General features: G+C 67.4%; 29 protein-coding genes. 11 read left to right on the top strand and 18 right to left on the bottom strand.

Going from position 1 to position 25,688, the window contains the following annotated elements:
- Nucleotides 1-36: 36 nt before the first annotated feature.
- The 3 genes from AAN986_RS22735 to AAN986_RS22725 all read right to left on the bottom strand — a co-directional run bounded on the left by AAN986_RS22735 (nt 37) and on the right by AAN986_RS22725 (nt 2,293).
- Nucleotides 37-426 (bottom strand): hypothetical protein, encoded by a 390-nt coding sequence (locus AAN986_RS22735; protein ID WP_016449070.1) that lies wholly within the window; start codon nt 424-426, stop codon nt 37-39.
- A gap of 111 nt (nt 427-537) precedes the next feature.
- Nucleotides 538-699: a DUF1328 domain-containing protein gene (locus AAN986_RS22730; RefSeq protein ID WP_013803930.1), complete on the bottom strand. Its 162-nt coding sequence runs from the start codon at nt 697-699 to the stop codon at nt 538-540.
- 244 nt (nt 700-943) lie between these two features.
- The gene (locus tag AAN986_RS22725; RefSeq protein ID WP_016449069.1) at nt 944-2,293 is read right to left on the bottom strand and encodes a CHASE3 domain-containing protein; all 1,350 of its coding nucleotides are present in this window, start codon (nt 2,291-2,293) and stop codon (nt 944-946) included.
- Between the two features lie 143 nt (nt 2,294-2,436).
- Between AAN986_RS22725 and AAN986_RS22720 the strand changes: the two genes are divergently transcribed.
- On the top strand, nt 2,437-3,069 hold the full coding sequence (locus AAN986_RS22720) for a response regulator transcription factor (protein ID WP_012203736.1): 633 nt from the start codon (nt 2,437-2,439) through the stop codon (nt 3,067-3,069).
- Between the two features lie 89 nt (nt 3,070-3,158).
- Here the strand turns inward: AAN986_RS22720 and AAN986_RS22715 are convergent, their stop codons facing one another.
- The 4 genes from AAN986_RS22715 to gpmA form a co-directional block, all read right to left on the bottom strand.
- Nucleotides 3,159-3,557: a response regulator gene (locus tag AAN986_RS22715; RefSeq protein ID WP_013803928.1), complete on the bottom strand. Its 399-nt coding sequence runs from the start codon at nt 3,555-3,557 to the stop codon at nt 3,159-3,161.
- 119 nt (nt 3,558-3,676) lie between these two features.
- The gene (locus AAN986_RS22710) at nt 3,677-4,429 is read right to left on the bottom strand and encodes a HesA/MoeB/ThiF family protein (protein ID WP_047217963.1); all 753 of its coding nucleotides are present in this window, start codon (nt 4,427-4,429) and stop codon (nt 3,677-3,679) included.
- A gap of 71 nt (nt 4,430-4,500) precedes the next feature.
- Nucleotides 4,501-5,937, bottom strand: coding sequence for a S41 family peptidase (locus AAN986_RS22705; RefSeq protein ID WP_016449067.1), 1,437 nt, complete (start codon nt 5,935-5,937; stop codon nt 4,501-4,503).
- A 121-nt stretch (nt 5,938-6,058) separates the two neighbouring features.
- Nucleotides 6,059-6,802, bottom strand: a complete 744-nt coding sequence (gene gpmA, locus AAN986_RS22700) for a 2,3-diphosphoglycerate-dependent phosphoglycerate mutase (RefSeq protein WP_034390756.1) — start codon at nt 6,800-6,802, stop codon at nt 6,059-6,061.
- Between the two features lie 98 nt (nt 6,803-6,900).
- Here gpmA and AAN986_RS22695 point away from each other — a divergent pair, with 98 nt between their 5' ends.
- The 4 genes from AAN986_RS22695 to AAN986_RS22680 all read left to right on the top strand — a co-directional run bounded on the left by AAN986_RS22695 (nt 6,901) and on the right by AAN986_RS22680 (nt 9,370).
- Nucleotides 6,901-7,308, top strand: a complete 408-nt coding sequence (locus AAN986_RS22695) for a rhodanese-like domain-containing protein (RefSeq protein WP_016449065.1) — start codon at nt 6,901-6,903, stop codon at nt 7,306-7,308.
- Nucleotides 7,309-7,396: 88 nt separating this feature from the next.
- Complete coding sequence (grxC, locus tag AAN986_RS22690) at nt 7,397-7,654, top strand: glutaredoxin 3 (RefSeq protein ID WP_016449064.1); 258 nt, start codon at nt 7,397-7,399, stop codon at nt 7,652-7,654.
- Between the two features lie 129 nt (nt 7,655-7,783).
- Complete coding sequence (secB, locus tag AAN986_RS22685; RefSeq protein WP_013803924.1) at nt 7,784-8,239, top strand: protein-export chaperone SecB; 456 nt, start codon at nt 7,784-7,786, stop codon at nt 8,237-8,239.
- A gap of 120 nt (nt 8,240-8,359) precedes the next feature.
- Nucleotides 8,360-9,370, top strand: coding sequence for an NAD(P)H-dependent glycerol-3-phosphate dehydrogenase (locus AAN986_RS22680; protein ID WP_016454153.1), 1,011 nt, complete (start codon nt 8,360-8,362; stop codon nt 9,368-9,370).
- 190 nt (nt 9,371-9,560) lie between these two features.
- Here the strand turns inward: AAN986_RS22680 and lysA are convergent, their stop codons facing one another.
- Nucleotides 9,561-10,814 (bottom strand): diaminopimelate decarboxylase, encoded by a 1,254-nt coding sequence (gene lysA, locus AAN986_RS22675; protein WP_016454154.1) that lies wholly within the window; start codon nt 10,812-10,814, stop codon nt 9,561-9,563.
- A 102-nt stretch (nt 10,815-10,916) separates the two neighbouring features.
- On the opposite strand from lysA, the gene AAN986_RS22670 reads away from it, so the two are divergent.
- Nucleotides 10,917-11,846, top strand: a complete 930-nt coding sequence (locus AAN986_RS22670) for a LysR family transcriptional regulator (protein ID WP_047217992.1) — start codon at nt 10,917-10,919, stop codon at nt 11,844-11,846.
- A 16-nt stretch (nt 11,847-11,862) separates the two neighbouring features.
- On the opposite strand, the gene AAN986_RS22665 is transcribed toward AAN986_RS22670, so the two are convergent.
- The 5 genes from AAN986_RS22665 to AAN986_RS22645 all read right to left on the bottom strand — a co-directional run bounded on the left by AAN986_RS22665 (nt 11,863) and on the right by AAN986_RS22645 (nt 16,809).
- Nucleotides 11,863-12,075, bottom strand: a complete 213-nt coding sequence (locus tag AAN986_RS22665) for a DUF3079 domain-containing protein (RefSeq protein WP_016454156.1) — start codon at nt 12,073-12,075, stop codon at nt 11,863-11,865.
- A gap of 45 nt (nt 12,076-12,120) precedes the next feature.
- Nucleotides 12,121-12,972 (bottom strand): pantoate--beta-alanine ligase, encoded by an 852-nt coding sequence (gene panC / locus AAN986_RS22660; RefSeq protein ID WP_016449059.1) that lies wholly within the window; start codon nt 12,970-12,972, stop codon nt 12,121-12,123.
- 82 nt (nt 12,973-13,054) lie between these two features.
- A complete protein-coding gene (gene panB, locus AAN986_RS22655; protein WP_012203749.1) occupies nt 13,055-13,936 on the bottom strand; it encodes a 3-methyl-2-oxobutanoate hydroxymethyltransferase in 882 nt (293 codons plus the stop codon).
- An 86-nt stretch (nt 13,937-14,022) separates the two neighbouring features.
- A complete protein-coding gene (locus AAN986_RS22650; RefSeq protein ID WP_047217962.1) occupies nt 14,023-15,585 on the bottom strand; it encodes a hypothetical protein in 1,563 nt (520 codons plus the stop codon).
- Nucleotides 15,586-15,588: 3 nt separating this feature from the next.
- Nucleotides 15,589-16,809, bottom strand: coding sequence for an ABC transporter ATP-binding protein (locus AAN986_RS22645; RefSeq protein ID WP_047217991.1), 1,221 nt, complete (start codon nt 16,807-16,809; stop codon nt 15,589-15,591).
- 165 nt (nt 16,810-16,974) lie between these two features.
- Here AAN986_RS22645 and AAN986_RS22640 point away from each other — a divergent pair, with 165 nt between their 5' ends.
- From AAN986_RS22640 to AAN986_RS22620, 5 genes are all read left to right on the top strand, one after another.
- Nucleotides 16,975-17,700, top strand: a complete 726-nt coding sequence (locus AAN986_RS22640) for a Crp/Fnr family transcriptional regulator (RefSeq protein WP_046239504.1) — start codon at nt 16,975-16,977, stop codon at nt 17,698-17,700.
- Between the two features lie 221 nt (nt 17,701-17,921).
- Nucleotides 17,922-18,233 carry a DUF4148 domain-containing protein gene (locus AAN986_RS22635; protein ID WP_016449055.1) on the top strand — a complete coding sequence of 104 codons (312 nt, stop codon included), beginning with the start codon at nt 17,922-17,924 and terminating at the stop codon, nt 18,231-18,233.
- Between the two features lie 189 nt (nt 18,234-18,422).
- A complete protein-coding gene (gene pabB, locus AAN986_RS22630; protein WP_047217961.1) occupies nt 18,423-19,580 on the top strand; it encodes an aminodeoxychorismate synthase component I in 1,158 nt (385 codons plus the stop codon).
- Between the two features lie 29 nt (nt 19,581-19,609).
- On the top strand, nt 19,610-20,230 hold the full coding sequence (locus tag AAN986_RS22625; protein WP_241150345.1) for an aminotransferase class IV: 621 nt from the start codon (nt 19,610-19,612) through the stop codon (nt 20,228-20,230).
- A 138-nt stretch (nt 20,231-20,368) separates the two neighbouring features.
- Complete coding sequence (locus AAN986_RS22620) at nt 20,369-21,352, top strand: tripartite tricarboxylate transporter substrate binding protein (RefSeq protein WP_047217959.1); 984 nt, start codon at nt 20,369-20,371, stop codon at nt 21,350-21,352.
- 48 nt (nt 21,353-21,400) lie between these two features.
- Here the strand turns inward: AAN986_RS22620 and AAN986_RS22615 are convergent, their stop codons facing one another.
- From AAN986_RS22615 to bioA, 5 genes are read right to left on the bottom strand one after another with little or no spacing between them, the layout of a single operon-like run.
- Nucleotides 21,401-22,039: a tRNA-uridine aminocarboxypropyltransferase gene (locus tag AAN986_RS22615; protein WP_047217958.1), complete on the bottom strand. Its 639-nt coding sequence runs from the start codon at nt 22,037-22,039 to the stop codon at nt 21,401-21,403.
- A 15-nt stretch (nt 22,040-22,054) separates the two neighbouring features.
- Nucleotides 22,055-22,414 carry a 5-carboxymethyl-2-hydroxymuconate Delta-isomerase gene (locus AAN986_RS22610; protein ID WP_012203756.1) on the bottom strand — a complete coding sequence of 120 codons (360 nt, stop codon included), beginning with the start codon at nt 22,412-22,414 and terminating at the stop codon, nt 22,055-22,057.
- A gap of 31 nt (nt 22,415-22,445) precedes the next feature.
- Nucleotides 22,446-23,663, bottom strand: coding sequence for an 8-amino-7-oxononanoate synthase (gene bioF / locus AAN986_RS22605; RefSeq protein ID WP_013803911.1), 1,218 nt, complete (start codon nt 23,661-23,663; stop codon nt 22,446-22,448).
- The gene (bioD, locus tag AAN986_RS22600; RefSeq protein ID WP_046984872.1) at nt 23,660-24,361 is read right to left on the bottom strand and encodes a dethiobiotin synthase; all 702 of its coding nucleotides are present in this window, start codon (nt 24,359-24,361) and stop codon (nt 23,660-23,662) included. Before bioD ends, bioF begins: the two co-directional genes overlap by 4 nt.
- Nucleotides 24,358-25,680: an adenosylmethionine--8-amino-7-oxononanoate transaminase gene (bioA, locus tag AAN986_RS22595; RefSeq protein WP_047217957.1), complete on the bottom strand. Its 1,323-nt coding sequence runs from the start codon at nt 25,678-25,680 to the stop codon at nt 24,358-24,360. The genes bioD and bioA overlap by 4 nt, the downstream gene beginning before the upstream one ends.
- Nucleotides 25,681-25,688: the final 8 nt, after the last annotated feature.

Genomic DNA, 25,688 nt, shown 5'->3' with positions numbered 1-25,688 from the left:
CGGTAGTCGAGGGAACTCGGGGGGCTGGGCTGCAGCTCACTTGCGCGAGCGGGAACTCATGAAGAACGCGGTGGCCAGGGCTGCGCCCGTGGCTGCTGCCAGCAGCATGGAGCGGCCAGGCTGCTCGATGACGTAGCGCGTGGTGGCTTCCGTGGCAGATTGCAGCTGGCGGCGGGCGCGGTCGGAGCTGTCGGCGCAGAAGTTGATTCCGCGCGTGGCCAGTTCCTGGGCACGTGCCGCGAGGTCGTCGATGACGGGATTCAGTTCACGCTCGATGGACTTCACGCCTTCCTCGGCCTTGTCCAGAGCATTTGCTGCAGTGCGGCGCGTGGTGTTGACGGCTTCCTTGGCAGTGTCTGCTACGTCCTGGGCAACGTCCTTGGCGGTATCGGCGGCTTTGTTCACGGCTTTCTCGGCTTGGCTCATTGGTTCTATCTCCTCAAAACTTGCATGAATGGGAAAGGCGGTCGGGCTGCCGGGCTGGCTGCCCGCCGGAGGCGGGCTTGGGCTGGCAGGTGGCTGAAGGCGGCGCCGCCGCTACTTCTTGATCAGGCTCATCACAAAGGTGACTACAGCCATGATCACGAAAATATAGAACAGGATCTTGGCGATGCCTACAGCACCTGCCGCAATTCCGCCAAAGCCGAAGATGGCGGCGACGAGAGCGATCACGAAAAACACGATGGCGTAGTGCAGCATGTAGAACTCCTTGGTTGTTCGTTGCCAAGAAACGGCATCTGGCTGTCAGGAGCCGAGTGCTGTTCCCATGCGATTGACTGTACCGAGCCGCCCGAGGCCGGATTGACGGTCCCCGGCGTGGCATGGCGTCAGGGTTAGGCAGGGGGTGGGTGTAGGAAAAGCGCCGGCCCGCAGTGCGCATCAAGAAAAACCCCTGCCAGGGCGGTGCCGGGCAGGGGTTGTGCGTGCAGGCGATGCGTCGTGGTCAGGCGGATGCCGGGCTCAGCGGAATGACGGCGGAGATGGCCGTGCCCTTGCCCAGTTCGGAGGAGACGGTCAGCCGCCCGCCTGCCGCCTCCACGCGATGGCGCATGCCGGCCAGCCCGTGGGAGTTGGGGCGCATGGCCGAGGTCTCGAAGCCCTCGCCATCGTCCTGGATCTGCACTGTCACATAGGTCGGGTAGTTGTGCACGGAGACCAGTACGTGGCTGGCCTTGGCGTATTTGCCGATATTGGTCAGCGACTCCTGCACGATGCGGTAGACCGTGAGCTGGGTCGACTCCGGCAGCTCCACCTGCTCCAGGTTCGCTGTGACCTCGATGCCGCTGCGTTCGCCGAATTCGCGTGCCAGGATTTCCAGCGCCGTGGTCAGGCCCAGGTTGGACAGTGACGAAGGACGCAGGTCCTCGATGATGCGGCGCTTGAGGGCAATGCCGCTGTTGAGCGTCTCCACCAGATGGCTGACGCGCTCTCCCACGTCGGGGGCGCTGAGGTCGATCTTGGATTTGAGCCGGGCCACATCGAGCTTGGCCGCCGTCAGCAGCGAGCCCAGTTCATCGTGCAGCTCGCGCGCCAGGTGGCCGCGCTCATCCTCGCGCACCTGCTGCAAGTGGTTGGCCAGCTCCGTCAGCGTGGCCGTGCGTTCGCGCACCAGGGCTTCAAGGCGGTTGCGCTCGTCACGCTGGATTTCCTGCTCGCGCTGATGGGCCTGCTGCAGCGCGTGGGCCTGGCGCAGGTACATGAAAAAGCCCAGCACGCCCAGCGCGGTCACCGTGGCAATGCCTATGCGCGACAGCGACAGCGTGTGCTCGATATCCTGCAGGTTCTTGGCCGAGCGCTCGTCTATGCCTGACAGCAGCTTGCCGGTGTAGTCCCGGATGGCGTCCATGTTCTCCATGCCCACGTCCGTGAACATGACGAAGCGCCAGGCTTCCTCGTTGCCCTGGCGGTACAGGCGCAGGCTCAACTCCATCTCGCTCATCTTGCGCTCGACCTGGCGGGCCAGCGGCGTGAAGATGGCCAGTTCCTGGGGGTCGTAGATGAAGATCTGGCGCAACTCGTCCATGTTGTAGTTGATGGCCGTGATCGCCTTGCTGTAGGGCTCCAGGTAGCGCTCCTCCCCCGTAAGCAGGTAGCCGCGCAGGCCGGTCTCGGCATCGAGCATCAACCGCAGCAGTTGGCTGATTTCCGAGCGGGTCGCCTGGGTCTGGGTCATGGCCTCCAGCGCCTTGGTCGAGCGCTTGTAGCTGGCCTCGTTAATGCTGACAAGCAGCACGGCCGCAACGATGGCAAATGCCAGGCTGATCGCAATTCTTCGGAAATTTATCCAACGCATAAGCATCCTCTCACCTACAAGATCTTCGCCGATATTCTGCATAATTCGTGTTATCGGCAGCCGGAGCAGTTCCTGCCCCGGCCGTTACCATATATTGTTTGCACGACCGGCGTTCCTGCTGGTCCCCCGAAAAAGAGGTATTCATGATCAGAATCGGCATTGTGGACGACCATGCAATTGTGCGCTCGGGTCTGCGTCAGTTTCTCTCGGAACATGTGGACCTGCGTGTAGTCGGTGAGGCCGCCAATGGCCGTGAGGCCATCGACCTGGTCCGAGCCCACGAGATCGACGTGCTGCTGATGGACCTGTCCATGCCTGGGCAAAGCGGCATCGATGCGCTGGCCATGCTGCGGGCCAAGGCCCCGGACATGGGCATCCTGATCCTGAGCGGATATCCCGAGGAGCACTACGCGATCAACCTGATCCGGCAGGGCGCCAGCGGCTACCTGAACAAGGAATGCGATCCCCAGGAGATTGCCGAAGCGATCCGCACCGTGGCCCTGGGCCGCCGCTACCTGACGCCGGCCGTGGCCGACCTGCTGGCCCAGCAGCTCAACCGCAAGGATGACGCGCCAGCGCATGAACAGCTGTCCGAGCGTGAGTTCCAGGTCTTCCTCAAACTCGCGCGCGGCGAAACGGCAGGTGATATTGCGAAATCGCTCTCGCTGAGCGTGAAGACGGTCAGTACCTATCGCACGCGGCTTATGGAGAAAATGGGATTGTCATCCAACAGCGATCTCACGTATTACGCGCTGAAAAACCGGCTGATCGACTGATTTCCAGTCAATAGAAAATACGGGCTGCACGATTATCAAGTCGTGCAGCCTTTTTCTTTGATGGAGAGTAAAAATGCCGTGTTTTGGGTTCAGGCTGTTTTGAGTTGATTGAGCGATGCGGCGTCGATATTCATGCAATAGTCCATGAGTGCATCGATCTCATTGGACTTGTCGAAGACCGCATCCACGCCGAGCTGGGCGCAGCGGCTGCGGATGTCAGGGGTGGCGTAGTTGCTGAGCACCACGATCTTCTGGTGCGGCTGGCGCTCGCGGCAGGCGGTGAGCACACCCAGGCCGCTGCCCTGGCGCAGGAACAGGTCGACGATGGCCAGATCCCATGCGTCGGGGTTCTGCTGAAGCCAGTCCGTCCCCGCGCTTTCCGTCTCGGCGATGCCCACGGCCTCGACATCGGCGAGTTCCTCGAGCGTGGCGATCAGGTTCTCGCGGATCGTAGGGTTGTCTTCAACAAGATAGGTGCGCAATTTCACGGCTGTATCCAATAGGGACGCGGATGGCAATCGGAGTCCGGCGGAACCCGGCCTTCATTGTCCTGCGCGACAGCGGGCGATTGTGCCAGTGGGGGATCGGCCTGGAAGTCAGCCGATTCCTACGCCTTGTTGCCGCAAACGGGACAGTCCGGCACACGGGTGGTTTGCATGCTACTCCAATCGAGGCTGCGGCTGTCGAACATGGTCAGGCGGTTTGTTGCAGGCGTGCCAAAACCCGCGATCAGCTTGAGGGCTTCGGCCGCCTGCAGCGTGCCCATGACGCCGACCACGGGGGCGAAGACGCCCATGGTCGAGCACTGCACTTCCTCGAACTGCGCCTCCGGCTGGAATACGCAGGCATAGCAGGCGCAGTTCTCGTCGCGTGGGTCCATCACCATGAGCTGGCCATCCAGGCGGATGGCCGCCCCCGCCACCAGGGGCACCTTGTGCCGCACGCAGGCCGCGTTGATCATGTGGCGCGTGCGGTAGTTGTCCGTGCAGTCCAGCACCACCGTGGCTTGGGGCACGAGGTCGTCGAGCAGGGCATCGTCTGCGCGCTGCTGGCGGCAATCGATGCGGATGCCGGGGTTGATGGCATGCACGGCCGTGCGTATGGATTGCACCTTGGGCTGGCCCACGCGATCGGTGGTGTGGGCAATCTGGCGCTGCAGGTTGGTCATGTCCACGGCATCGTCGTCCACCAGGGTGATGCGGCCGATGCCGGCCGAGCCCAGGTACAGCGAGGCAGGCGCGCCCAGGCCGCCTGCGCCGATGATGAGCACATGCGCTGCCAGGATGCGCTCCTGGCCTTCGATGCCGATCTCGTCCAGCAGGATGTGGCGCGAGTAGCGCAGCAGTTGATCGTCGTTCATTCGCGTCTCCAGACGTGAAAAAGCCGGGCGCGGGCCCGGCTTGGTGGGAGCGCGGACCCGGTCCGCGCTCTTCAGTTTTCCTTCTTTTCGGGCTCGCGCTCGGTCAGGGTCTTGCTGACCATGACGGGCTGGCCCTTGAGGCGGTTGAGCGCCTGCTGCAGCTGGAAGTCCTTTTCGGTGCCGAACTCGGGCAGGCGACGCTCGGCCAGGGGCTTCTTGGCCTCTTCCTCCAGGCGCTTGCGGGCTTCCTCGCGGGCCTTCTCGCGCACTTCGTCCTTGACTTCGGCGCCCTGTCCGCTGGACAGGTGCTTTTCCAGGTCGGCCTCGCGCATGCGCAGGGCAGCGAACAGATCGCCTTCAGGGGTCTCGTCCACCATCACGTCAGGAACGATGCCCTTGGCCTGGATGGATTTGCCGCTGGGCGTGTAGTAGCGGGCCGTGGTCAGCTTCAGGCCCGTGTCGGGACCCAGCGGGCGAACGGTCTGCACCGAGCCCTTGCCGAAGGTCTGGCTGCCCATGATGACCGCACGCTTGTGGTCCTGCAGGGCGCCGGCCACGATTTCGCTGGCCGAGGCCGAGCCTTCGTTGACCAGAACCACCAGCGGCAGCTTCTTGAGCGAGGCGGGCAGGCGCTGCAGCGGGTCTCCCATGCCGCGGCGGGCATAGAAGCTGGGCGAGGCCTTGTAGGTTTCCTTGCTCTCTGCCAGCTGGCCGTTGGTGGACACCACGGTCACATCGGGCGGCAGGAAGGCTGCCGAGATGGCGACGGCCGCGTCCAGCAGGCCGCCCGGGTCGTTGCGCAGGTCCAGAACCAGGCCCTTCATGTTGGGTTCCTGCTTGTACAGCTCTTCGACCTTGCGCACGAAGTCGTCCACCGTGCGTTCCTGGAACTGGCTCAGACGGATCCAGCCGTAGCCGGGCTCGATGACCTTGCCCTTGACGGATTGCGTCTTGATTTCCTCGCGCGTGATGGTCACGGGGAAGCTGCGGCTTTCATCCTTGCGCAGGATGGTCAGCTGCACCTTGGTGTTGGGCTCGCCGCGCATGCGCTTGACGGCGTCGTTGAGCGACAGGCCCTTGACGGCCGTGTCGTCGATCTTGGTGATCAGGTCGCCGGTCTTCAGGCCCGCGCGGAAGGCGGGGGAGCCTTCGATGGGCGAGACGACCTTGATCAGGCCGTCTTCCTGCGTGATCTCGATGCCCACGCCGACGAAGCGGCCCGAGGTGCCCTCGCGGAATTCCTTGTAGGACTTCTTGTCGAAGTACTGCGAATGCGGATCGAGGCTGGACACCATGCCGGAGATGGCATCGGTGATCAGCTTCTTGTCGTCGACCGACTCGACATAGTCGGTCTTGATCAGGCCGAAGACGGCGGACAGCTGCTGGATCTCTTCCAGCGGCAGCGGGGTCATGGCACCGCGGGCCACGGTCTGCAAGGAAACCGTGGTCAGTGCTCCGGCGATTACGCCTACGGAAACCCAGCCGGCAATTTTGATTTTCTGGCCCATATCACCCCTTTAACCGCGTCAATATACACCCGCTTGGAAAGGCAAGCGCCCGCCTGGTTCCCTAAAAACGGCGCAGCAAGCGCAATTTCCGTAGCAGGCGCTCACCTCAGGCGGGTCAGGCTCAAGCCTTGCCCTGTGCGGCCACGGCGGCAGCCGCCTTGGCGGCAGCCTCGGCATCGCCCAGGTAGTAGTGGCGAATGGGCTTGAGATCGGCATCCAGCTCATAGACCAGCGGAATGCCATTGGGCACGTTGACGCCGACGATGGCGTCATCCGAGATGCCGTCCAGGTACTTGATCAGCGCGCGGATGGAGTTGCCATGCGCGGCAACCACGACGCGCTTGCCGGACAGGATGGCGGGCGCGATGGACTCGTTCCAGAACGGCAGAACGCGGGCGACCGTGTCCTTCAGGCATTCGGTCAGCGGCACCTGGCTGGGGTCCAGCTGGGCGTAGCGCACGTCGCTGCGCTCGCTGCGCGGGTCCTGGGGCTCCAGGGCCGGCGGGGGCGTGTCGTAGCTGCGGCGCCAGACCAGCACCTGGGCGTCGCCGTATTGCTTGGCCATGTCCGCCTTGTTCAGGCCCTGCAGGCCGCCGTAGTGGCGCTCGTTCAGGCGCCAGCTGTGCTGCACGGGCAGCCAGGTGCGGTCCATTTCGTCCAGCGTGTGCCACAGCGTGCGCGTGGCGCGCTTGAGCACGCTGGTGTAGGCCAGGTCGAAGTCATAGCCCTCGGCCTTGAGCAGGCGGCCGGCGTTCTTGGCCTGTTCGACGCCGGTGGCGGTCAGGTCCACATCGGTCCAGCCGGTGAAGCGGTTTTCGAGGTTCCAGGTGGATTCACCGTGGCGGATCAGCACGAGCTTGTACATGGCGGCTTTCTAAGTCTCTCGATGCGACAAAGCTGGGCTGTCGCGGGGGCAAAAGCCAGCATTCTAGAATTGACAGGTTTGCCAACCCAAGGAATGACGTGAAATTCATCATCGATAACTGGTATTTGATCCTGATCGCGCTGGCTTCCGGCGTGATGCTGCTGCTGCCCCTGGTGCGCGGCGCAGGCGGCGGCTCGCTGACGGCGGCGCAGGCCGTGCAACTGATCAACCGCCAAAAGGCCGTGGTCATCGATGTCTCCGAGCCCGAGGAGTACGCGGCCGCCCATGCCAATGGCGCCAAGAATGTGCCGCTGGGCCAGTTCGAGGAAAAGCTGCCTGCCACCGTGAAGAACAAGGCCCTGCCGCTGGTGCTGATCTGCACCAAGGGCAACCGCGCCTCGCGTGCCGAAGGCATTGCGAAGAAGCTGGGCTACGAAAAGGCCCAGGCCCTGGCCGGTGGCCTGAAGGCCTGGCGCGATGCCGGCATGCCGGTTGAAAAGGCCTGAAGCGCCTCCAGTTGATCACGATGGAAGCCGCTGCGCCGCGTCCCCGGCGCCTGCAGCCGGCAAGCCGCCCACTCGAAGAAAGTCGCATATGCAAGCCGTGAAGATGTACACCACCGCTGTCTGCCCCTATTGCATTCGGGCCAAGCAGATCCTCAAGTCCAAGGGCGTGGAGCAGATCGAAGAGATCCGCATCGATACCGACCCTGCCGCGCGTGACGTGATGATGCAGAGCACGGGCCGCCGTACGGTGCCCCAGATCTTCATCGGCGACCACCATGTGGGCGGCTGCGACGACCTGATGGCGCTGGACGCCGACGGTGGCCTGGTGCCCATGCTGCAAAGCTGAAACACGGGCACTGCATAATGCAGGCCCAGGTGCCCGCTGCGCAACCTATTGGCAGCGGGCATTTTGTTGGTGATTTTTTTGATGCCCTGGCCGCCGTGCCAGGGTTTTTTGCCCAGAAAGACTGATTCCATGGCCGAACAGGACACTCCCGTCTTCCAGATCCAGCGCGTCTACCTCAAGGACCTGTCGCTGGAGCAGCCCAATTCGCCCGCCATCCTGCTGGAGCAGGAGCAGCCCAGCGTGGACATCCAGCTCGGCGTCGAGGCGACTCCCGTGGCCGAAGGCATCTACGAAGTGGCCGTGACGGCCACCGTGCAGACCAAGATCCAGGACAAGACCGTGTTCCTGGTCGAGGCCAAGCAGGCCGGCATCTTCGAGATCCGCAACGTGCCCGAAGACCAGATGGGTGGCGTGATCGGCATTGCCTGCCCCCAGATCATCTATCCCTACCTGCGCGGCAACGTGGCCGACGTGGTCACACGCGCCGGCTTCCCGCCCGTGCACCTGGCCGAAATCAACTTCCAGGCCATGTACGAGCAGCAGCAGGCAGCCGCCCAGGCGGACGGCAACTCGCTGCCGCAGTAAGCCGGTCCCATCCCGGCCGATGAGACTTGCGCCCAGGCGCGTCGCATCGCTGTGGTACAAGAAAAGAGGCCCGAGGGCCTCTTTTTTTCATCAACGTCGCTTCTTCAACGTCGGGCAGATATGAACATTGTGGTGATTGGTGCAGGCGCCTGGGGCACGGCGCTGGCAATGAGCGCGGCCTCGCGCGATGACGGACGTGTCGTGACGCTGTGGGCGCGCGACGCTGCCCAGGCGCAGGCCATGCGGGACAGCGGCGAGAACGCGCGCTACCTGCCGGGCGTGGCGCTGCCTGCCGCGCTGCAGGTGGTGCATGGCGAGATCGACGGCCATCTGGCTGCGGCAGACCTGATCGTGATCGGCACGCCCATGGCGGCCTTGCGCGAATGGCTGGGCCGCCTGCGCAATGTGCGGGCGCCCGTGGTGTGGCTGTGCAAGGGCTTCGAGGCCGTGCCCGCAGGCGCGTCGGCCGCCGCCCATGGACTGATGGCGCACGAGGTCTGCGCCGAGGTGGCGCCCGATCTGCTGTGCGGCGTGCTCAGCGGCCCCAGCTTCGCGGCCGAGGTGGCGCGCCACCAGCCCACGGCCCTGGTGGCGGCCAGCCGGCATGCCGAGGTCAATGACGCTCTGGTCGCGGCCTTCCATGGCGATGCCATGCGCGTCTACGCCAACGCCGACATCGTGGGCGTGGAAGTGGGCGGTGCCGTGAAGAACGTGCTGGCCATTGCCACCGGCCTGTGCGACGGCCTGCAGCTGGGCCTGAACGCCCGCGCCGCGCTGATCACGCGCGGCCTGGCCGAGATGACGCGACTGGGCCTGGCCCTGGGCGCACGGGTGGAGACCTTCATGGGCCTGTCCGGCCTGGGCGATCTGGTGCTGACGGCCACGGGCGACCTGTCGCGCAATCGCAAGGTGGGCCTGCTGCTGGCCCAGGGCCGCACGCTGGAGCAGGCCGTGGCCTCGCTGGGCCATGTGGCCGAGGGCGTGTACAGCGCACGCACCGTGCTGGCGCGCGCGCGGCTGTTGAATGTGGAGATGCCGATCACCGAAACCGTGGTCGAGCTGCTGGACGGCCGGCTGCAGGCCGCCGAGGCCGTGCAGCACCTGATGGCGCGCGATCCACGCGGCGAGTGATTCTTCGGTGTCCATGAAAAATGGCCCACACGCTCCCCTTGCTGCGCAAGGTCCACTGCCCCCCGAGGGGGCCGCTTTTCATCTTGGGGCGGCCCGGCGATGAAAAAGCCCCGGAGCTGGAAGGCCCCGGGGCTTTTTTGCGTCAGAAATCCTGGCGCCTGGCGCGCTACATGCCCAGTTACAGGCCCAGTTACAGGCCCAGCTCCAGACCCAGCAGTTCCTCCACCGTCTGGCGGCGGCGAATGAGGCGGGTGCTGTCGCCATCGACCAGCACCTCGGCGGCCAGCGGGCGCGTGTTGTAGTTGCTGGACATGGAGCTGCCATAGGCGCCCGTGTCATGGATGACCAGCAGGTCGCCCACCGAGGCGCCTGCCAGCGCGCGCGGCAGCACCACGCCGCCGTCGCCCTGGGTGAACACGTCGCCCGATTCGCACAGCGGGCCGGCGACCACGGCATCGCGCAGGGGCATGGCCTGGCCGTCGCGGCGCAGCACTTCCATGCCGTGCCAGCTGCCGTACATGGAAGGGCGCATCAGTTCGTTGAAGCCCGTATCGACCAGCACGAAATGGTTGCTGCCCGCGTTCTTGGTGGCGCGCACCTGGCCCAGCAGCACGCCCGATTCGGCCACCAGGAAGCGGCCCGGCTCGATCTCCAGGCCCAGCGCGTGGCCCACGATGGCCTCGGCGTCCTTGCGTGCCGCATCCCACAGGCCGTGGTAGTGGGCGGTGTCGATGGTGGCGTCGCCATCGCGGTAGGGAATGGACAGGCCGCCGCCGGCCGAGATGGCCTGCAGGTCATGGCCGGCCTGGCGGGTGGCGCGCACCAGCTCGACCATGGCGCCGCAGACCTGCTGCAGATGGCCGTAGTCCACGCCCGAGCCGATGTGCATGTGCAGGCCGGCCAGCTTCAGGCCGCCGTCGCGGATGGCCTGCAGCGCCGCCAGCAGGTCGCTGTGCCAGATGCCGTGCTTGCTGTGCTCGCCGCCCGTGTTGGTCTTGTTGCTGTGGCCGTGGCCGAAGCCGGGGTTGATGCGCAGCCACACGGGATGGCCGGGCGAGGCCTGGGCCAGCTGGTGCAGCATGTCGATGGAGCCGGCGTTCACGGGCACCTTGTGCTCGGCCACGCAGGCCAGCGTGGCCTCGTCCATCACGTCGGCGGTGAACACGATGTCGCTGTGCAGGTCGTCGCCATGGCCGGCCGCGTAGCCGGCGGCCAGCGCGCGCAGGATTTCGCCGCGCGAGACCGCATCCACCTTCACGCCCTGCTCGCGCATCAGCCGCAGGATGTGGATGTTGGAGCAGGCCTTCTGCGCAAAGCGGATGGTGTCGAAGGCCTTGAGCTGGGCGATGCGCGCGCGGATGGTGGCGGCGTCATAGACCCACAGCGGCGTGCCGTGCTGGTCGGCCAGAGCCCAGAGCTGGGCGGGCGAGAAGGGATTGGACATGGTGTCTCTTTCAGGGGAACTGCCGCGCATCATGGCGGATGGGAGTCATTCAGTCCAATGCTTGTTCTTATGGTGTCCATTTGATTTGGATATGCTTTGGTCATGCAAGACCCCGAGCTGCCGCACACGTCCCCCGAACCCCGCATCTCCCACCGCCACCTGGAGGTGTTTCGCGCGCTCATGCTCAGCGGCAGCGCCACGGCGGCGGCGCAGATGCTGTACAGCTCCCAGCCCACCGTCAGCCGCGAACTGGCGCGCCTGGAAAGCCTGCTGGGCTATGCGCTGTTCGAGCGCGCCCAGGGCCGGCTGCGGCCCACGGCACGCGCCCTGTCGCTGTGGGCCGAGGTGCAGCGCAGCTGGCAGGGGCTGGACCGGGTGGTGGAACATGCGCTGGCCCTGGGGCGTCCGCACCAGGCGCGCATCAACGTGCTGTGCCTGCCCGCGCTCAGCCATGCGCTGCTGCCCGCAGCGCTGGCGCGGCTGCATGCGGAGCATGGCCCCGTGGCCGTCAGCGTGGCCACGCAGGAGGCGCCGCTGCTGCAGGAGTGGATGGCCGCCCAGCGCTACGACCTGGGCCTGGCCGAACTGGCCGAGGCGCCGCCCGGCACGCGTGCTCTGGCTTTGCCCGCCATGGACGAGGTGGCCGTGCTGCCCGCAGGGCATGCGCTGGCGGCCCGCCCGGTGCTGGAGGCGGGCGACTTTGCGGGGGAGGGCTTCATCAGCCTGGCGCGAGACGACCCCTATCGCCAGCAGATCGATGCCGTGTTCGAGCAGGCCGGCGTGCAGCGCCAGCTGCACCTGGAAACCCACAGCGCCGTGGCGGTCTGCGCCATGGTCCAGCATGGCCTGGGCGTGGCCATCGTCAATCCGCTGACGGCGCAAGTCTGCGCCGGGCCGCAGCTGGTGGTGCGTCCGCTGGCGTTTTCCATTCCCTTCCAGGTCCATGCGCTGCTGCCGCTGCACCGGCCGGCCGTGGCCGAGGTGCAGTGGCTGGTGGACGCGCTCGCCGCCGAGGTGGCCGCGGTCGCTTGAAGTGGGGTGGGCGACTTCAGCGCGCCGCGTCCTTCAGGCTGGCTGCGTTGTCTGCCGCCGGCTCGGGCGGCAGGCCCCACTCCATCCAGTCGTCGCCAAAGATTTCCACCGGGTGCTGTGTGCGGTCCGATCCATTGCCGCAGGCCAGCTCGTCGCGGGCGCAGTAGCGGTCGCAACCCCAGCAGGTGCGCTCGGGATGGGCGGGGTGGATGGGGAATTTCCTGGCCATGGCATCCAGCTTGGACTGCCATGGCCGCCAGGGTTTTGCGCTGAATCAGAATTCCAGGTTGTCGATCAGGCGCGTCTTGCCCAGGCGCGCGGCGCCCAGGGCCACCAGTGGTGCACCGGCCAGTTGCGCGCCCTCGGCCGGCGGCTGCAGGTCACGGCGCAGGCGCACGGTCAGGTAATCGGGCTCCCAGCCCTGTGCGGCCAGGGACTGCATGGCCCATGCCTCCAGTTCGGCCAGCGGCGCCTGGCCTGCGCGCGTGGCGTCGGCCAGTTGCTTGAGTGCCTGCGACAGCGCCATGGCCTGCTGGCGTTCATCGGGGCTCAGGTAGCCGTTGCGCGAACTCAGCGCCAGGCCGTCGTCGGCGCGCGCCGTGTCGCCGGCCACGATGTTCACGGGCAGGGCGAACTGCTCGACCATGCGGCGGATCACCAGCAGCTGCTGGTAGTCCTTCTTGCCGAACACGGCCGTGCCGCCGCCGCTGGCGAAGAACACGGCCGAGAACAGCTTCATCACCACGGTGCACACGCCCGTGAAGAAGCCGGGGCGGAAATGGCCTTCGAGGATGTCGGCCAGCTGCGCGTCGGGCTGGATCTTGAAGGTCTGCGGCTCGGGGTAGAGATCGGCTTCGCGCGGGGCGAACAGCAGGTCGCAGCCTTCGCTCTCCAGCTTGGCGCAGTCCTGCGCCCAGGTGCGCGGATAGCTGTCGAAATCCTCGTGCGGCAGGAACTGCAGGCGGTTCACGAAGATGCTGGCCACGACGATGTCGCCGTGCTGGCGCGCGGCGCGCACCAGGGACAGGTGGCCATCGTGCAGGTTGCCCATGGTGGGCACGAAGGCAGGGCGGCCCTTGCTGGCCAGGATGGCGCGCAGGTCGGCGATGGAGTGGACGATTTGCATGGGGAAGCGGGGAAGCGGGGAAGCGGGAAAGCGGGGGAACGGGAAGCGGGAAGCGGAAAAACGGACCGTGCAGCCTGCCGGACTACCAGGCGTGCTTGCTGTCGTCGGGGAAGCTGCCGTTCTTCACGGCATGCACATAGGCCTCGAAGGCGCCCTTGACGCTGCCCGCATCGGCCATGAAGTTGTGCACGAAGCGGGCCATCTTGCCCAGGTTCACGCCCAGCATGTCGTGCAGCACCAGGACCTGTCCGGCCGTGCCGCTGCCCGCGCCGATGCCGATGGTGTGGCAGTGCGGCAGCTCGGCCGTGAGTTCGCGCGACAGCTGTGCCGGCACCATCTCCAGCACCAGCATGGAGGCGCCTGCATCCTGCAGTTCCAGCGCATGGCGGCGCAGCGTGGCCGCTCCCTCGTCGCTCTTGCCCTGGACGCGGTAGCCGCCCAGCGCATGCACGGTCTGCGGCGTCAGGCCCAGGTGGGCGCAGACGGGCACGCCGCGCTCGACCAGGAATTGCACGGTGGGCGCGGTCCAGCCGCCGCCTTCGAGCTTGACCATATGGGCGCCGGCCTGCATCAGCTCGCAGGCGCTGCGCATGGCCTGCTCGCGGCTTTCTGCATAGCTGCCATAGGGCATGTCGGCGATCAGCCAGGCCGTGCCCTGCACGCGGTGCAGGCCGCGCGCCACGCTGGCCGTGTGGTAGCACATGTCCTGCAGCGACACGCCCACGGTGCTGTGCAGGCCCTGGCAGACCATGCCCAGCGAATCGCCCACCAAAATGCACTCCACGCCGGCCGCATCGGCCACGGCCGCGAAGGTGGCGTCGTAGGCGGTGACCATGGTGATCTTCTCGCCGGCCTCGCGCATCTGCGCCAGGCGCGGAAGGCTCACGGGGCGGCGCTGGGGCAGCGGCGAGGCGGGAGGGATGGTGCCGTAGGGCGTGCCGGCGGTGACGGGTGCTTGGGTCATGGGGCGCTCGGAGGGGGATGGAATTGCCGCGAGTCTATGCGATGCGCGCGGGGGGCACCTGTCCCTGAGCTGTCCTTTGCTTTCCGTCACCTTTCGGGCAGGCCACGCCATCGGCGCCACAGCGGAGACAGCAGAGCCACGAGCATGGCCGTGCTGGCTGCCACGGCAGGCGCGCCCATCAGCAGGTCCAGCCAGTGCTGGGTATCCGTCCAAAGGCCTGCGCTGCCGGCGGGTTGGGGCAACAGCAGTGCGGACCACTTGGACCAGGCGGCGGCGAGCCATATCAGGGCCAGCGACATGCCCAGGGCCAGCAGCACCGCGCCTGCCCAGGGGCGCTTGAGCACACGGATGCGCAGCCAGGCGACCGATATCAGCGCGGCTGGAAACAGCCCCAGCACATAGAGGTTGGTGATTCCCAGCATCCCGGCCAGCACGCTGCCAAGCAAGGTCAGGAGCAGGCATGCGCCCCAGGCCACCAGCTGCATGGCAGGCATCAGGCGCACCAGCACCAGGGCCAAGGCGAGGAAAAAGCCAGCGCTGGCGGCCGCAAGCAACTGGGACATCCTTGGCCATTCGTCGTCGCGGGACCTGTCAGCGCGCCGCAGATGGCTTTCCTGGTAGGCCGGCAGGGCGAGGCCGTAGCGCGCGTGCTTCCATTGCACATGCTGCAGCGGGCTCCACCGGCTGTCGAACATCTCCAGCAGCATGAGCCACTCACGGTTGCTCTGGGCCAGATAGGTACCGAAGCATTTGCGCGGATCCGGCTCCAGATCCAAAGGCCTGCTGCGACCCAGGGCTGGTTTGCAGTTGGAGTTCTGCGCTCTGGATACCTTCTCGCCAGTCTCTGGTTGCGGGTTCGCTGCCAGGTAGGCGCGCCATTCCTGGGCCAGGGGGGATTGCAGCGCGCTGCGGTAGCTGGCCAGCAGGTGCTCCGCCTGGTCCCGGGCGGAGCTGGCAGACTGGCGCACATAGCCTCTGGCCTGCAATGGCTGGCCGTAGCGCTCCAGCGTCGCGGCAATCGCGCCCTGGTCTCCGCGCATCAACCAGACCAGGGCCTGGATGCTCGGGTACTTCGCCGGATCGACCTCTTCCTCGCGCAGCACACGTATCCATTCCACGAGCATGGCCGCCTGGCGTGGCGCGGCAAGCGCCTCCAGGGCGGCGACTTGCTCGACAGTCTGGATCTGTGCATTGACATCCGTGTCCGACCATTGGCGCTGAATCCGTATTTCATAGATGGGCGAAAAGGCGATCGCAGGCGCGAACAATAGCGATAGGAACAAGGCTCCCCACAGGTACTCCCACCACAGGCCCCAGCGGCCCACGGGGGCGTGTTCGCGCCAGCGGTTGTGGATGCGCACGCGCAGCAACCACCACAGCGCCAGGCCGATCGCCACGATCCAGGCCACGACGGAGCCGATGTCCAGTGCCAATTGCTCGGGCGTTTGCTGTGCCGTGGACGCAACGCCGGGCAGGGAGCCCATCCAGCGCGCGGGTTCGGCCATCCATTGCATCCAGATGCCCAGCACCAGCACGCACCACAGCAGCGCCAGCGGCAGATACCAGTGCAGCCGCAACTGCCACAGCAGGGGGCAGCGCATCAGCACCCATTGGTCCCAGCGGTTCGTCATATCGGAAAAACGTGGCATGGCTCAGTCCCTCACGAACAGGCGGCGGGTGGATGCGGTGATGTCGCGGAAATAGCGCACGGGCATCTCTGCCTGCACGGCCTGCGCCAGGAACTGCGCTGCCGTGAAGGGCACGTGAAAGCTCACGATGTGGGTCTGGCCGCTGAGCTGGTGCGTATGGGATGGCAGCCGGTCCAGCCAGGGTTTCAGTTGCGCCATGGCCCAGCCGGTCTCGAACTCGATGGCGCAGCCTTGCATGGCGGCAAAGCTCTGCTGGACGCTGCGCGGCTGGCCTTGCTCCAGGAACAGCACCTGGTCGGCTACCTTTTCCACCTCGTACAGCTGCTGTGAACTCAGCACCAGGGCCATGGGTTGCCAGGGCGAGCGCGCCAGCGACTGCAGATCGGTCAGCAGGGTCTGCTGGGCGTTGATGTCCAGATTGGCCAGCGGCTCGTCCAGCAGCAGCACGCGCGGCCGGCAGAGCAGGGCGCGCGCCAGCTCGAAGCGCATCTTGTAGCCCGAGGACAGCTGTTTCCACTGGTGGCCCCGGAAGGCGCGCAGCCCCAGCTGCGCGATGACCAGCTGTACCAGGCAGATGTTGCGTTGGCCCACGGCGCCATGGCTGCGCGCGGCGAATTGCAGATGGTCCATCAGGCGCCCGCCCCAGACGGCCGGGCGCTGGGGGATATAGGCGAGCTGGGTGCGCAGCAGGTAGGCATCGGTGGCGGGAACGCCCAAGTCCAGATGCCCTGCGTCGGGCGCCAGATCGGCGGCCAGCAGGCGCAGCAATGTGGTCTTGCCGTTGCCGTTCTCGCCCACCAGTCCCAGGATGGTGCCGGGCTCCACGGCCACATCCACCGGCCCCAGCGCAAAGCCGCCGCGCCGGTAGCGCTTGACCAGTTGCCGACCCTGTACACGGTACGCGCGGTGCGCGCGGGGATGTGCGGAGTCGGCCTGCAGCGCCTGGCCCGGGGCATGGGCGGCATGCAGGGCATCGAAGGCCTGCTGCACCAGCGCGCGGCGGGGCTCTGCACCGGAATCGGCCGCAAGGCCATCCCAGGCGTCCAGCGCAGTCAGCAGGCTCTGCTGCACGGCGGTTTCGGCCGGCAGGGCGGCGTCTATGAGTGCACGCCACGCGCCATGCCATTGCTGGCTGGCGATCGCCTGTTCGACGGATTGCGCCCAGGCCGCCACGGTGGCCTGCAGGCGCGCGGGTGGTCGTGCCGATTCGATGCTCGATTCCATGAAGCCCTCCCTTTTTTCTGTGCTGCGCGGTGCGGCCATCCGGGGAGCCGGACAGTGCGATTCCCGGCGCGCGACGAGTCTATGCGATCCCGCTATGCTGTACTTCCCGCGACGGACGACAGGGCCCGCACAGGCCCTGCGGATGCGCTTCAACGGTGTTGCACCATGTCCGGTTCCTTACAGACATCTCCGCTTCTTCCCGCCGTGGCCTGGCAGGGCCTGCGCCAGGTCCATGTGCTGCAAAGCCTGTCCGACGAGCGCCTGGCCGAACTGGCCGCGCAATGCCGCTGGCAGCATCTGGCGCTGCACCAGACGCTGGAGGGCGCGTACACCGATCAGCGTCTCTACATGCTCGTGCAGGGCGGCTTGCGCGTCAGCAGCTATGCCCCCAACGGGCGCGGGCTCACGCTGGGCGAGATTGCCCAGGGCGTGTTCTTCGGCGGTCTGCCGCAGCAGCAGGCGGGCTGCACGGCCATGCCCCTGGTGGTGGAGGCAGGCGTCCCCAGCCTGATTGCCTCGCTGGCCCATGAGGATGTGGAAGCCCTGCTCATGAACGAGCCCCAGGTCCTGCGCGCCTTCATCGGCCGGCTCAGCGACCTGGCCGTGGCGCTGGCGCGCCGCATGGTGGACCTGGGAACGCTGTCGGTGCGCAGCCGCCTGCATACCCAGTTGCTGGAACGTGCCGAGCGCGCGGGCATCGATCAGGGGCAGGCCCTGCTGGCGCCCGCACCCCGGCAGACCGATCTGGCGCTGATGCTGGGCTCCAGCCGCGAGGAAGTGGCGCGCGAGATGTCGCGCCTGGTGCGCCTGGGCCTGCTGCGGCGCGAAGGCCGCAACCTGCGCATCTGCCATGTCGAAGGCCTGCGCGTGCTGCTCGAGGAAGCGCGCTGAGCCTTGTCTGCCGCGGCTGTTTCAAGCCGCGAAAAACACTGTTTCTAGAACGCGTGAATCGGCCTTCTGTCGAGGGGAGCACGGGTGAAAAGGCAGCGGGCCGCCCGGGCCGGATGCCAAAACACGTGAGAAAACGCACAGACGAAGAATGCTGCAGCGCCGCATAGTACGTCCATGCCGTGAGGAAATGAATGCCGAGCGGCCTTTTGAAAGGATCTGACATGCGTACCCTCTCCGCTGCACTGGCCGCCCTGACCCTGGGCCTTGCCGGCACTGCAATGGCCCAAGAAGCCGTTTCCCCCTCGTCCTCCGCCACCGCAGGCCTGAGCCGCGCCGAAGTGCTGGCCGACCTCGAGATGTGGCACCAGGCAGGCATGACCTACCTGCCCTCGCCCTCGGCTGACCGCGAAATCGGCTACAACTCGGCCGAATACCAGCGCGGCCTGGCCCGCTACCAGCAACTGCGCAGCGGCCCTGCCTACCGCGAGGCCGTGGCCCGCCTGGAAGGCCAGCACACTGTCACCCAGAAGTGATGTGAATGGATATGGGTCCGGCATGGTGCCGGGCCTGTTGGTGGAAAGCGTCCTTTCGGGACGCTTGGTTTGGCGCCCTTCGGGGCGCTTTTTTGTTTCCCTCGCTCTACACTGGGCGGCCCCGTGTCAGTGGCTGCTATCGATAGCGAAGCTGCTGATGCAAGTACAGCATGCGTTGACGGCCGTTTTGTGAATTTTCTGATCGATTTTCCCAACCCCCATGACGGTTCGGCCGCCCGGCTGCGCCATGGCTTCGGACCGCCGCTGCGCAGCCTGGCAGCCCATGCGCCCGAGCAGGTGCGCGGTGTGCTTGACGCCGTGCAGCAGGCTGCCCAGGCCGGCCTGTGGTGCCTGGGCTGGGTGCGCTACGAGGCGGCGGCGGCGTTTGACGCGGCCTACGCGGGCGCCTTGCATGCCACGCCGCCAGGCGAGCCGCTGGCCTGGTTTGCCGTCTTCGACGGCCCCCGGCCCTGGCCTGAAGACGCGGACGCGGTCGAGATCGGCCCTCAGGTGCAATCTCAGGTGCAATGGCAGCCCGGCCTGGAGCGAGCCGATTTCGATGCCGCCATTGCGCGCATCCACGAGGCGATTGCGGCCGGTGACTGCTATCAGATCAATTACACGGCCCAGTTCATGGGCCGGCTGCTGGGCGACATCCCATCGCTGTTCGCCGCGCTGCGACGCGCCCAGCCCGGCGGCTACGTGGCCTGCATGGACAGCGGCGACGAGCAGGTGCTGTCCGTCTCGCCCGAGCTGTTCTTCGACTGGGATGGCGAGCGCATCCTCACGCGCCCCATGAAGGGCACGGCGCCCCGTGGCGCCACGCCTGCACAGGACGAGGCGAATGTCCAGGCCATGCGTTCCTCGCCCAAGGAGCGGGCCGAGAACGTGATGATCGTGGACCTGCTGCGCAACGATGTCTCGCGCATTGCCGAGCCTTTCAGCGTCCAGGTGCCGCGCCTGTTCCATGCCGAACCCCTGCCCACCGTGTGGCAGATGACGTCCGACGTGCAGGCGCGCACGCGGCCCGGCACGGGCCTGGCGGACGTGTTTGCGGCACTGTTTCCCTGCGGCTCCATCACGGGTGCGCCCAAGCGCCAGGCCATGCGGCTCATCCACGAACTGGAATCGGGTCCGCGCGGCGTGTACTGCGGCGCCGTGGGCGTGGTGCGGCCCGGCATCGCAGCGGGGCGCGTGCACGCCACCTTCAATGTGCCCATACGCACGGTGGTGGCGCGTGGTGCGGAACTGCGCTGCGGCATCGGCAGCGGCATCACCTCGGGCGCCGAGGCGCCTGCCGAATGGCAGGAATGGCGCCACAAGAGGGCTTTTCTGGACAAGGTGTGAAAGGGCGTGCAGCCATGGCGGATACGGACTTGGATTTCGACATTCTGGAAACCCTGGCCCTGCGGGATGGCGGTTTCATCCACCTGCAGCGCCATGTGACGCGCATGCAGGACGCGGCGCGGCATTTCGGCCGGCCCTGCACGGATGCCGTGCTGGAGCAGGCATTGCAGCAGCTGCGCCAGGCGCACGCCAGCGGCCACTGGCGCGTGCGCCTGGCGCTGGATGCCACGGGGCGCATACAGACCCAGGCGGCGCCGCTGCCGCCTTCCGCCACGCCTGTTCGGCTGGCGCTGGCCGACCGGCCCATCGCCAATGCGGTGGCGCATGGCGACTGGGTGCGTTTCAAGACCTCGCGCCGCGCGCACTACGACAGCCTGCAGCCCACCGATGCCTCGGTGTTCGACACCGTGCTCCACAACGAGGACGGCGAGATCACCGAGGGCACGCGCGGCAACATCGCCGTGCTGCTGGCGGGCCGCTGGGTGACCCCGCCGCTGTCCAGCGGCCTGCTGCCCGGCGTGGGCCGCGCTGTGGCGCTGGACGAGGGCCGCGTGGTGGAGCACCCGGTGCGGCTGGACGATCTGCCGCGCGTGCAGGGCTGGGCCTTCGTCAACAGCCTGCGCGGCTGGCTGCCGGCGGTTCTGCGCTGAATAGCAGGCTAGGGCCACGGGCGGAACTCATGGTTTTCAGGGATGGATTCCACAAGGCAATGTCAGACAATCGGTGAATATTGTTGAGCAATATCATTTTGATTGTTGGCTGATGCCTGTCTCCCCTGAGATCGATCCATGCATGAATTCCGTATTTCCCGCCGCGCGCTGATCAGCGCCGCGGCTGTCCTGGCGGCGGGCCCGCTGTGCGCCCAGACCACCTATCCCAACAAGCCCATTCGCGTCGTCGTCGGCTACGCGGCAGGCGGCTCGGTCGACCTGGTGGGGCGCGTGGTGGGTGACATCCTGGCCAAGCACCTCAATGCGACCGTCGTGGTCGACAACGTGCCCGGTGCCGCCGGCGTGGTGGCCGCGCAGCGCGTGGTCGGTGCCAAGGCCGACGGCTATACCCTGCTCGCAGGCTCCAGCAACGAATTGGCGGGCACGAAGTTCGTCAACGCCGCGCAGAAGTACGACCCGGCCACGGACCTGACCGGCATCGCGCTGACCGGCGTGCTGCCCAACCTGTGGGTGGCCGGCACCAAGATGCCGGCCAGGACCATCGACGAGTTCATCGCCCTGGCCAAGGCCCATCCCGGCAAGTACAGCTACGGCAGCCCGGGCATCGGGTCCACGCCGCATTTCTCGGGCGAGCTGATCAAGAAGATTGCCGGGGTGGACATCGTCCATGTGCCCTACAAGGGATCGGCCGCGATGACCAGCGACCTGGCCGGCGGCAACCTGGATTTCGCCATCGTCTCTCCCTCGGTGGCGGCTCCGTTCATCCAGAGCGGCAAGATCAAGGCCCTGGGCGTGACCACGGCGCACCGCATCGCCATGATGAAGGACGTGCCCGCGCTGGGCGAGAACGCAGCGCTCAAGGGCTATGCGCTGAGCGGCTGGTTCGGGCTGGCGGGACCCAAGGACCTGCCTGCCGAGGTGGTGGCCAGCCTGCAGAAGGCCTTGAAGGCGGGCCTGGCCGATCCGGCGATGCGCGCGCGCCTGGAAGGGGCGGGCATCATTGCCCCCACGGGCGACGAAAACCTGGCCCAGATCATCCGTACCGACATGGGCAAGTACGCCGAACTGGTCAAGTTCGCCAGGATCACGCCGGAAAACTGAAGCACGGCCGGCCGCCATGAAAAACGCCTCGCTCCCCGAGGCGTTTTTTCATTCGGGCCTGTGCAGGGCATGCAGGGACAGCAGCCCCTCGAACGCATCGCGCAGCGGCTGCAGCGACGGGCCGGCAGGCGCCAGCCGTTGCAGCGCGCAGGCCGCTGCCTCCAGCGTGGACAGCTGGTCCGGCGCATGGGCCTTGCGCAGGGCGCCGTAGCGCGAGGCGGGCAGGTCGCCCTGCAGTGCCAGGCGCGGCAGGGCCTGCAGGCCGGGGTTGAGGTAGAGCATCTTGCGGCTCTTGCGCCAGGTGGCGTCCAGCACCACCAGGCGCAGGTCCTCGGGGCATGGCGCGGGCTGCGGCCAGGGCGCTTGCCTGGCCAGGCCCAACTGGTCGCCGTGCGGTGTTTCCGGATAGAGCAGTACGGCCTGCCGCGGGGCGTCGCCGGCCTGCCAGGGCGCGTGCAGCAGTGCCTGCAACTGCGCTGGCTCGAAGGCCTCGCCCACCGCCAGGCGGCTGGCGGGCAGGCACAGGTGCAGCAGCCGGCCCGTGCCCTTGGCCTGCAGTTCTTCCTCGGGATGCTGGAGCACCAGCAGCTGCACCGCATGCGGCACCGGCTGCACCAGGGGGCACAGGCAGGTGCGCTCAGGGCGCAGGCATTGCGCGCAGCGTGCGCGGGTGCTCACGGCGGACAAGGCCCGGCGCCTGCCTTACAGGCGACCCTTGTAGTAGCTGGGCTTGTCCATGTCGGCGATTTCCACGCTGAGCTGGACCATCATGCCGGCCGGCTGGGGCGTGAGGCGGCGCAGCACCGCGGCAATGCCTTCGGACAGTTCCTTCTTGGCCGTGTCGGTACGGCCCGCCAGCAGGCGCAGCTGCACGTGGACGAAGCCGCGGTTGGCCGGTGCCGAGCCGATCTCGAACTGGCTGACCGGCAGCAGGCGGGCCTTGACGTCGGCCTCGTCCAGGATGCTGGGGTGGCCGCAGACGAAGGCGTTGAGTTCGGTCAGCAGTTGCTGGCCGGGCAGGCCGGCGAGGTTGTCGGTGTATTCGACGTAGAGATGGGGCATGGATGTCTCCGTTCCGGTGGTGAAGAGGGATTCAGGGCAGGGGTGGGGCCAGGCGCGAGACCTCGTCCAGCGCCGTCAGCAGCAGCTGCACGTCGATGCGCGTGTGGGAGGCCGACAGCGCGATGCGCAGCCGCGCCGTGCCTTCGGGCACGGTGGGTGGGCGGATGGCGGGCACCCACAGGCCGCGCTCGCGCAGGCCCTCCATCACGGCCAGGGCCGTGGCGTTGGAGCCTATGACCAGGGCCTGCACGGCGGTGCGCGAAGGCAGCAGCTGCCAGCCCGTGCGCGCCAGCAGCGGCGTGAGGCCGGCGCGCAGCTCGGCAATGCGTTCGGCCAGGGCCTCGCGGCGTTCGTCCTCGGCCTCGATCAGGGCCACGCTGGCCTGCAGCGCGCTGGCCAGCATGGGCGGCGCGGCCGTGGCGAAGATGTAGCTGCGCGTCTTTTGCAGCAGCCACTCGACCAGCATGTCGCTGCCCGCGACAAAGGCACCGGCCACGCCAGCGGCCTTGCCCAGGGTGGCCATGTAGAGCACGCGCGGCGAGGCGTTTGCGCCCGTCAGTCCCGCCTCGGCCAGGCTGCCCCGGCCTTGTGGGCCGAGCACGCCGAAGCCATGCGCGTCGTCGAGCAGCAGCAGCGCGTCGTACTGCTCGCACAGCGCCAGCAGGCCGCGGATGTCGGCCACGTTGCCGTCCATGCTGAACACGGCATCGCTGATGACCAGCTTGCGCCGGGCCGTGCTGGCGGCCAGTTGCGCGGCCAGATCGGTCAGGTCGGCATGGGCATAGCGGTGGACCTGGGCGCGCGACAGGCGTGCGCCGTCGATCAGGCAGGCGTGATTGAGCGCATCGGAGAACAGGGCATCGCCCGCGCCCACCAGGGCCGGCACGATGCCGGCATTGGTGGCGTAGCCCGCATAGAAGTAGAGCGCGCGCGGCAGCTGCACGAAGTGCGCCAGCTGTTCCTCCAGCGCGGCGTTGGCCGTGCTGTGGCCGCTGACCAGGGGCGAGCCGCCCGAGCCCACGCCAAAGGCCTGGGCGCCCGCGCAGGCGGCGCGCACCAGGGTGGGGTGGCCGGCCAGGCCCAGGTAGTCGTTGCTGCAAAAGGCCAGCATGGGGTGGCCGTCCACCTCCATGTGGGCGCCGCTGGCGGCGCCCTGCAGCGGCGCCGTGGCGCGGCGGCGGCGGCGCAGGTGGGCCGCGTCGAGCTCGGCGATGCGCGCGGGGATGTCGTCCAGCCAGGAGCCGCTCATTGCCATTGCTCCGGCAGGGTATAGGTGGTGGCGCGCGGGTCGGGGTGCTGCTGGAAGGGGATGTCGGCCAGCAGCGGCGCCTGCAGTTGCCGGTCCAGGTGCTGGCGCAGCCAGGCCATGTTTTCCTCGGGCACCAGCATGGCGGGGTCCACGCGGCTGGCAATCCAGCCGGCCAGGCGCAGGCCGCGTGCGCGGATGGCCTCGGCCGTGAGGGCGGCGTGGTTCAGGCAGCCCAGCCGCAGGCCCACGACCATGACCACGGGCAGGTCCAGCGCGCAGGCCAGGTCGGCGCCCGAGAGCTGGTCGGACAGCGGCACGAGAAAGCCGCCCGCGCCTTCCACCACCACGGCGTCGGCCTGTTCGGCCAGGCGCCGGTAGCTGTCCACGATGTGTGCGATCTCTATGGAGCGGCCCGCGCGCTGCGCGGCGATGTGCGGCGACATGGGATCGGGCAGCAGCACGGGGTTGTCGAGTTCGGGTGGCACGGCCAGGGTGGAGGCGGCGCGCAGCGCCAGCGTGTCCTCGTTGGCCCAGCCGCCCTGGCCGTCGGGCTCGGCGCCTGCGGCCACGGCCTTCATGCCCACCACGCGGGCATGGTGGCGGGCCAGCGCATGCAGCAGCCCGCAGGAGGCCAGGGTCTTGCCCACGCCCGTGTCGGTGCCGGTGACAAAGCAGCCAATGGTGCGGTGGGCGTTCACGAATGGTTCTCCTGGGCCAGGGTGTCTTCAAGGGCGGCCAGCGCGCTGGCGGTCAGGTGCTGCACGGCTTCTTCGTCCAGCAAATAGGGAGGCATGGCGTAGAGGGTGTTGCTGATAGGGCGCAGCAGCAGCCCGCGCTCCAGCGCGGCTGCGCTGTAGCGGCGCGAGAAATCGGGCAGCGAGGTCTGCACATCCCAGGCCCAGATCATTCCCTGGCGCCGTGCGTGGCGCACGCGGGCGTGCTGGTTCAAAGGGGCGAAGGCGCCGTCCAGCCTTTGCGCCAGCGCGAGGTTGGCGTTGATGGCATCGGTCTGCTCGAACAGCTCCAGCGTGGCCAGGGCCGCACGGCAGGCCAGCGGGTTGCCGGTGTACGAGTGCGAGTGCAGGAAGCCACGCGCCACGGAATCGTCGTAGAAGGCGGCGTAGACGGCCTCGGTGGTCAGCACGGCCGACAGGGCCAGCGTACCGCCCGTCAGGCCCTTGGACAGGCAGATGAAGTCCGGCCGGATGCCGGCCTGCTGGTGGGCGAACATGCTGCCCGTGCGGCCGAAGCCCACGGCGATCTCGTCCACCACCAGGTGCACCTCGTAGCGGTCGCACAGGGCGCGCGCCAGGCGCAGGTATTCGGGGTCGTGCATGGCCATGCCGGCCGCGCACTGCACCAGCGGCTCGACGATGAGGGCGGCCGTCGTCTCGTGGTGCTGCTCCAGCCACTGGCGCAGGCCTTCGGCGGCGCGCCGTGCCACATCGACCGGGCTTTCGCCGCCTTGCGCGCCACGTGCATCGGGGCTGGGCACGGTGTCGGCCAGGCGCACCAGGGGCGCATAGGCTTCGCGGAAGAGGGGAATGTCGGTCACGGCCAGCGCGCCCACGGTTTCGCCGTGGTAGCCGCCGGCCAGGCCGGCAAAGCGGCTCTTGGCGGGGCGGCCCAGGTTGCGCCAGTAATGGGCGCTCATCTTGAGGGCGATCTCGGTGGCCGATGCGCCGTCGCTGCCGTAGAAGGCATGGCCCAGGCCGGTGAGCGTGGCCAGCCGTTCGGACAGCTCCACCACGGGTGCGTGCGTGAAGCCGGCCAGCATCACATGGTCCAGCCTGGCGAGCTGGTCGGTGAGCGCGGCCTGGATGTGCGGATGGCTGTGGCCGAAGAGGTTGACCCACCAGGAGCTGACGCCATCCAGGTAGCGGCGCCCTTCGGTGTCGTGGAGCCAGGGCCCCTGTGCGCGCGCGATGGCGATGGGGGGCGCGGCCTCGTGCCGCTTCATCTGGGTGCAGGGGTGCCACACAGCCGCAAGGCTGCGGGCGGCAAGCGATTGAGTCATCGCGCGAT

The organism is Delftia sp. DS1230 (genome assembly GCF_040112715.1).
Taxonomy (GTDB): domain Bacteria; phylum Pseudomonadota; class Gammaproteobacteria; order Burkholderiales; family Burkholderiaceae_C; genus Comamonas; species Comamonas tsuruhatensis.
Note: the sequence above shows the minus strand (reverse complement) of the source record. Positions and strands in the feature narration are given on the sequence as shown.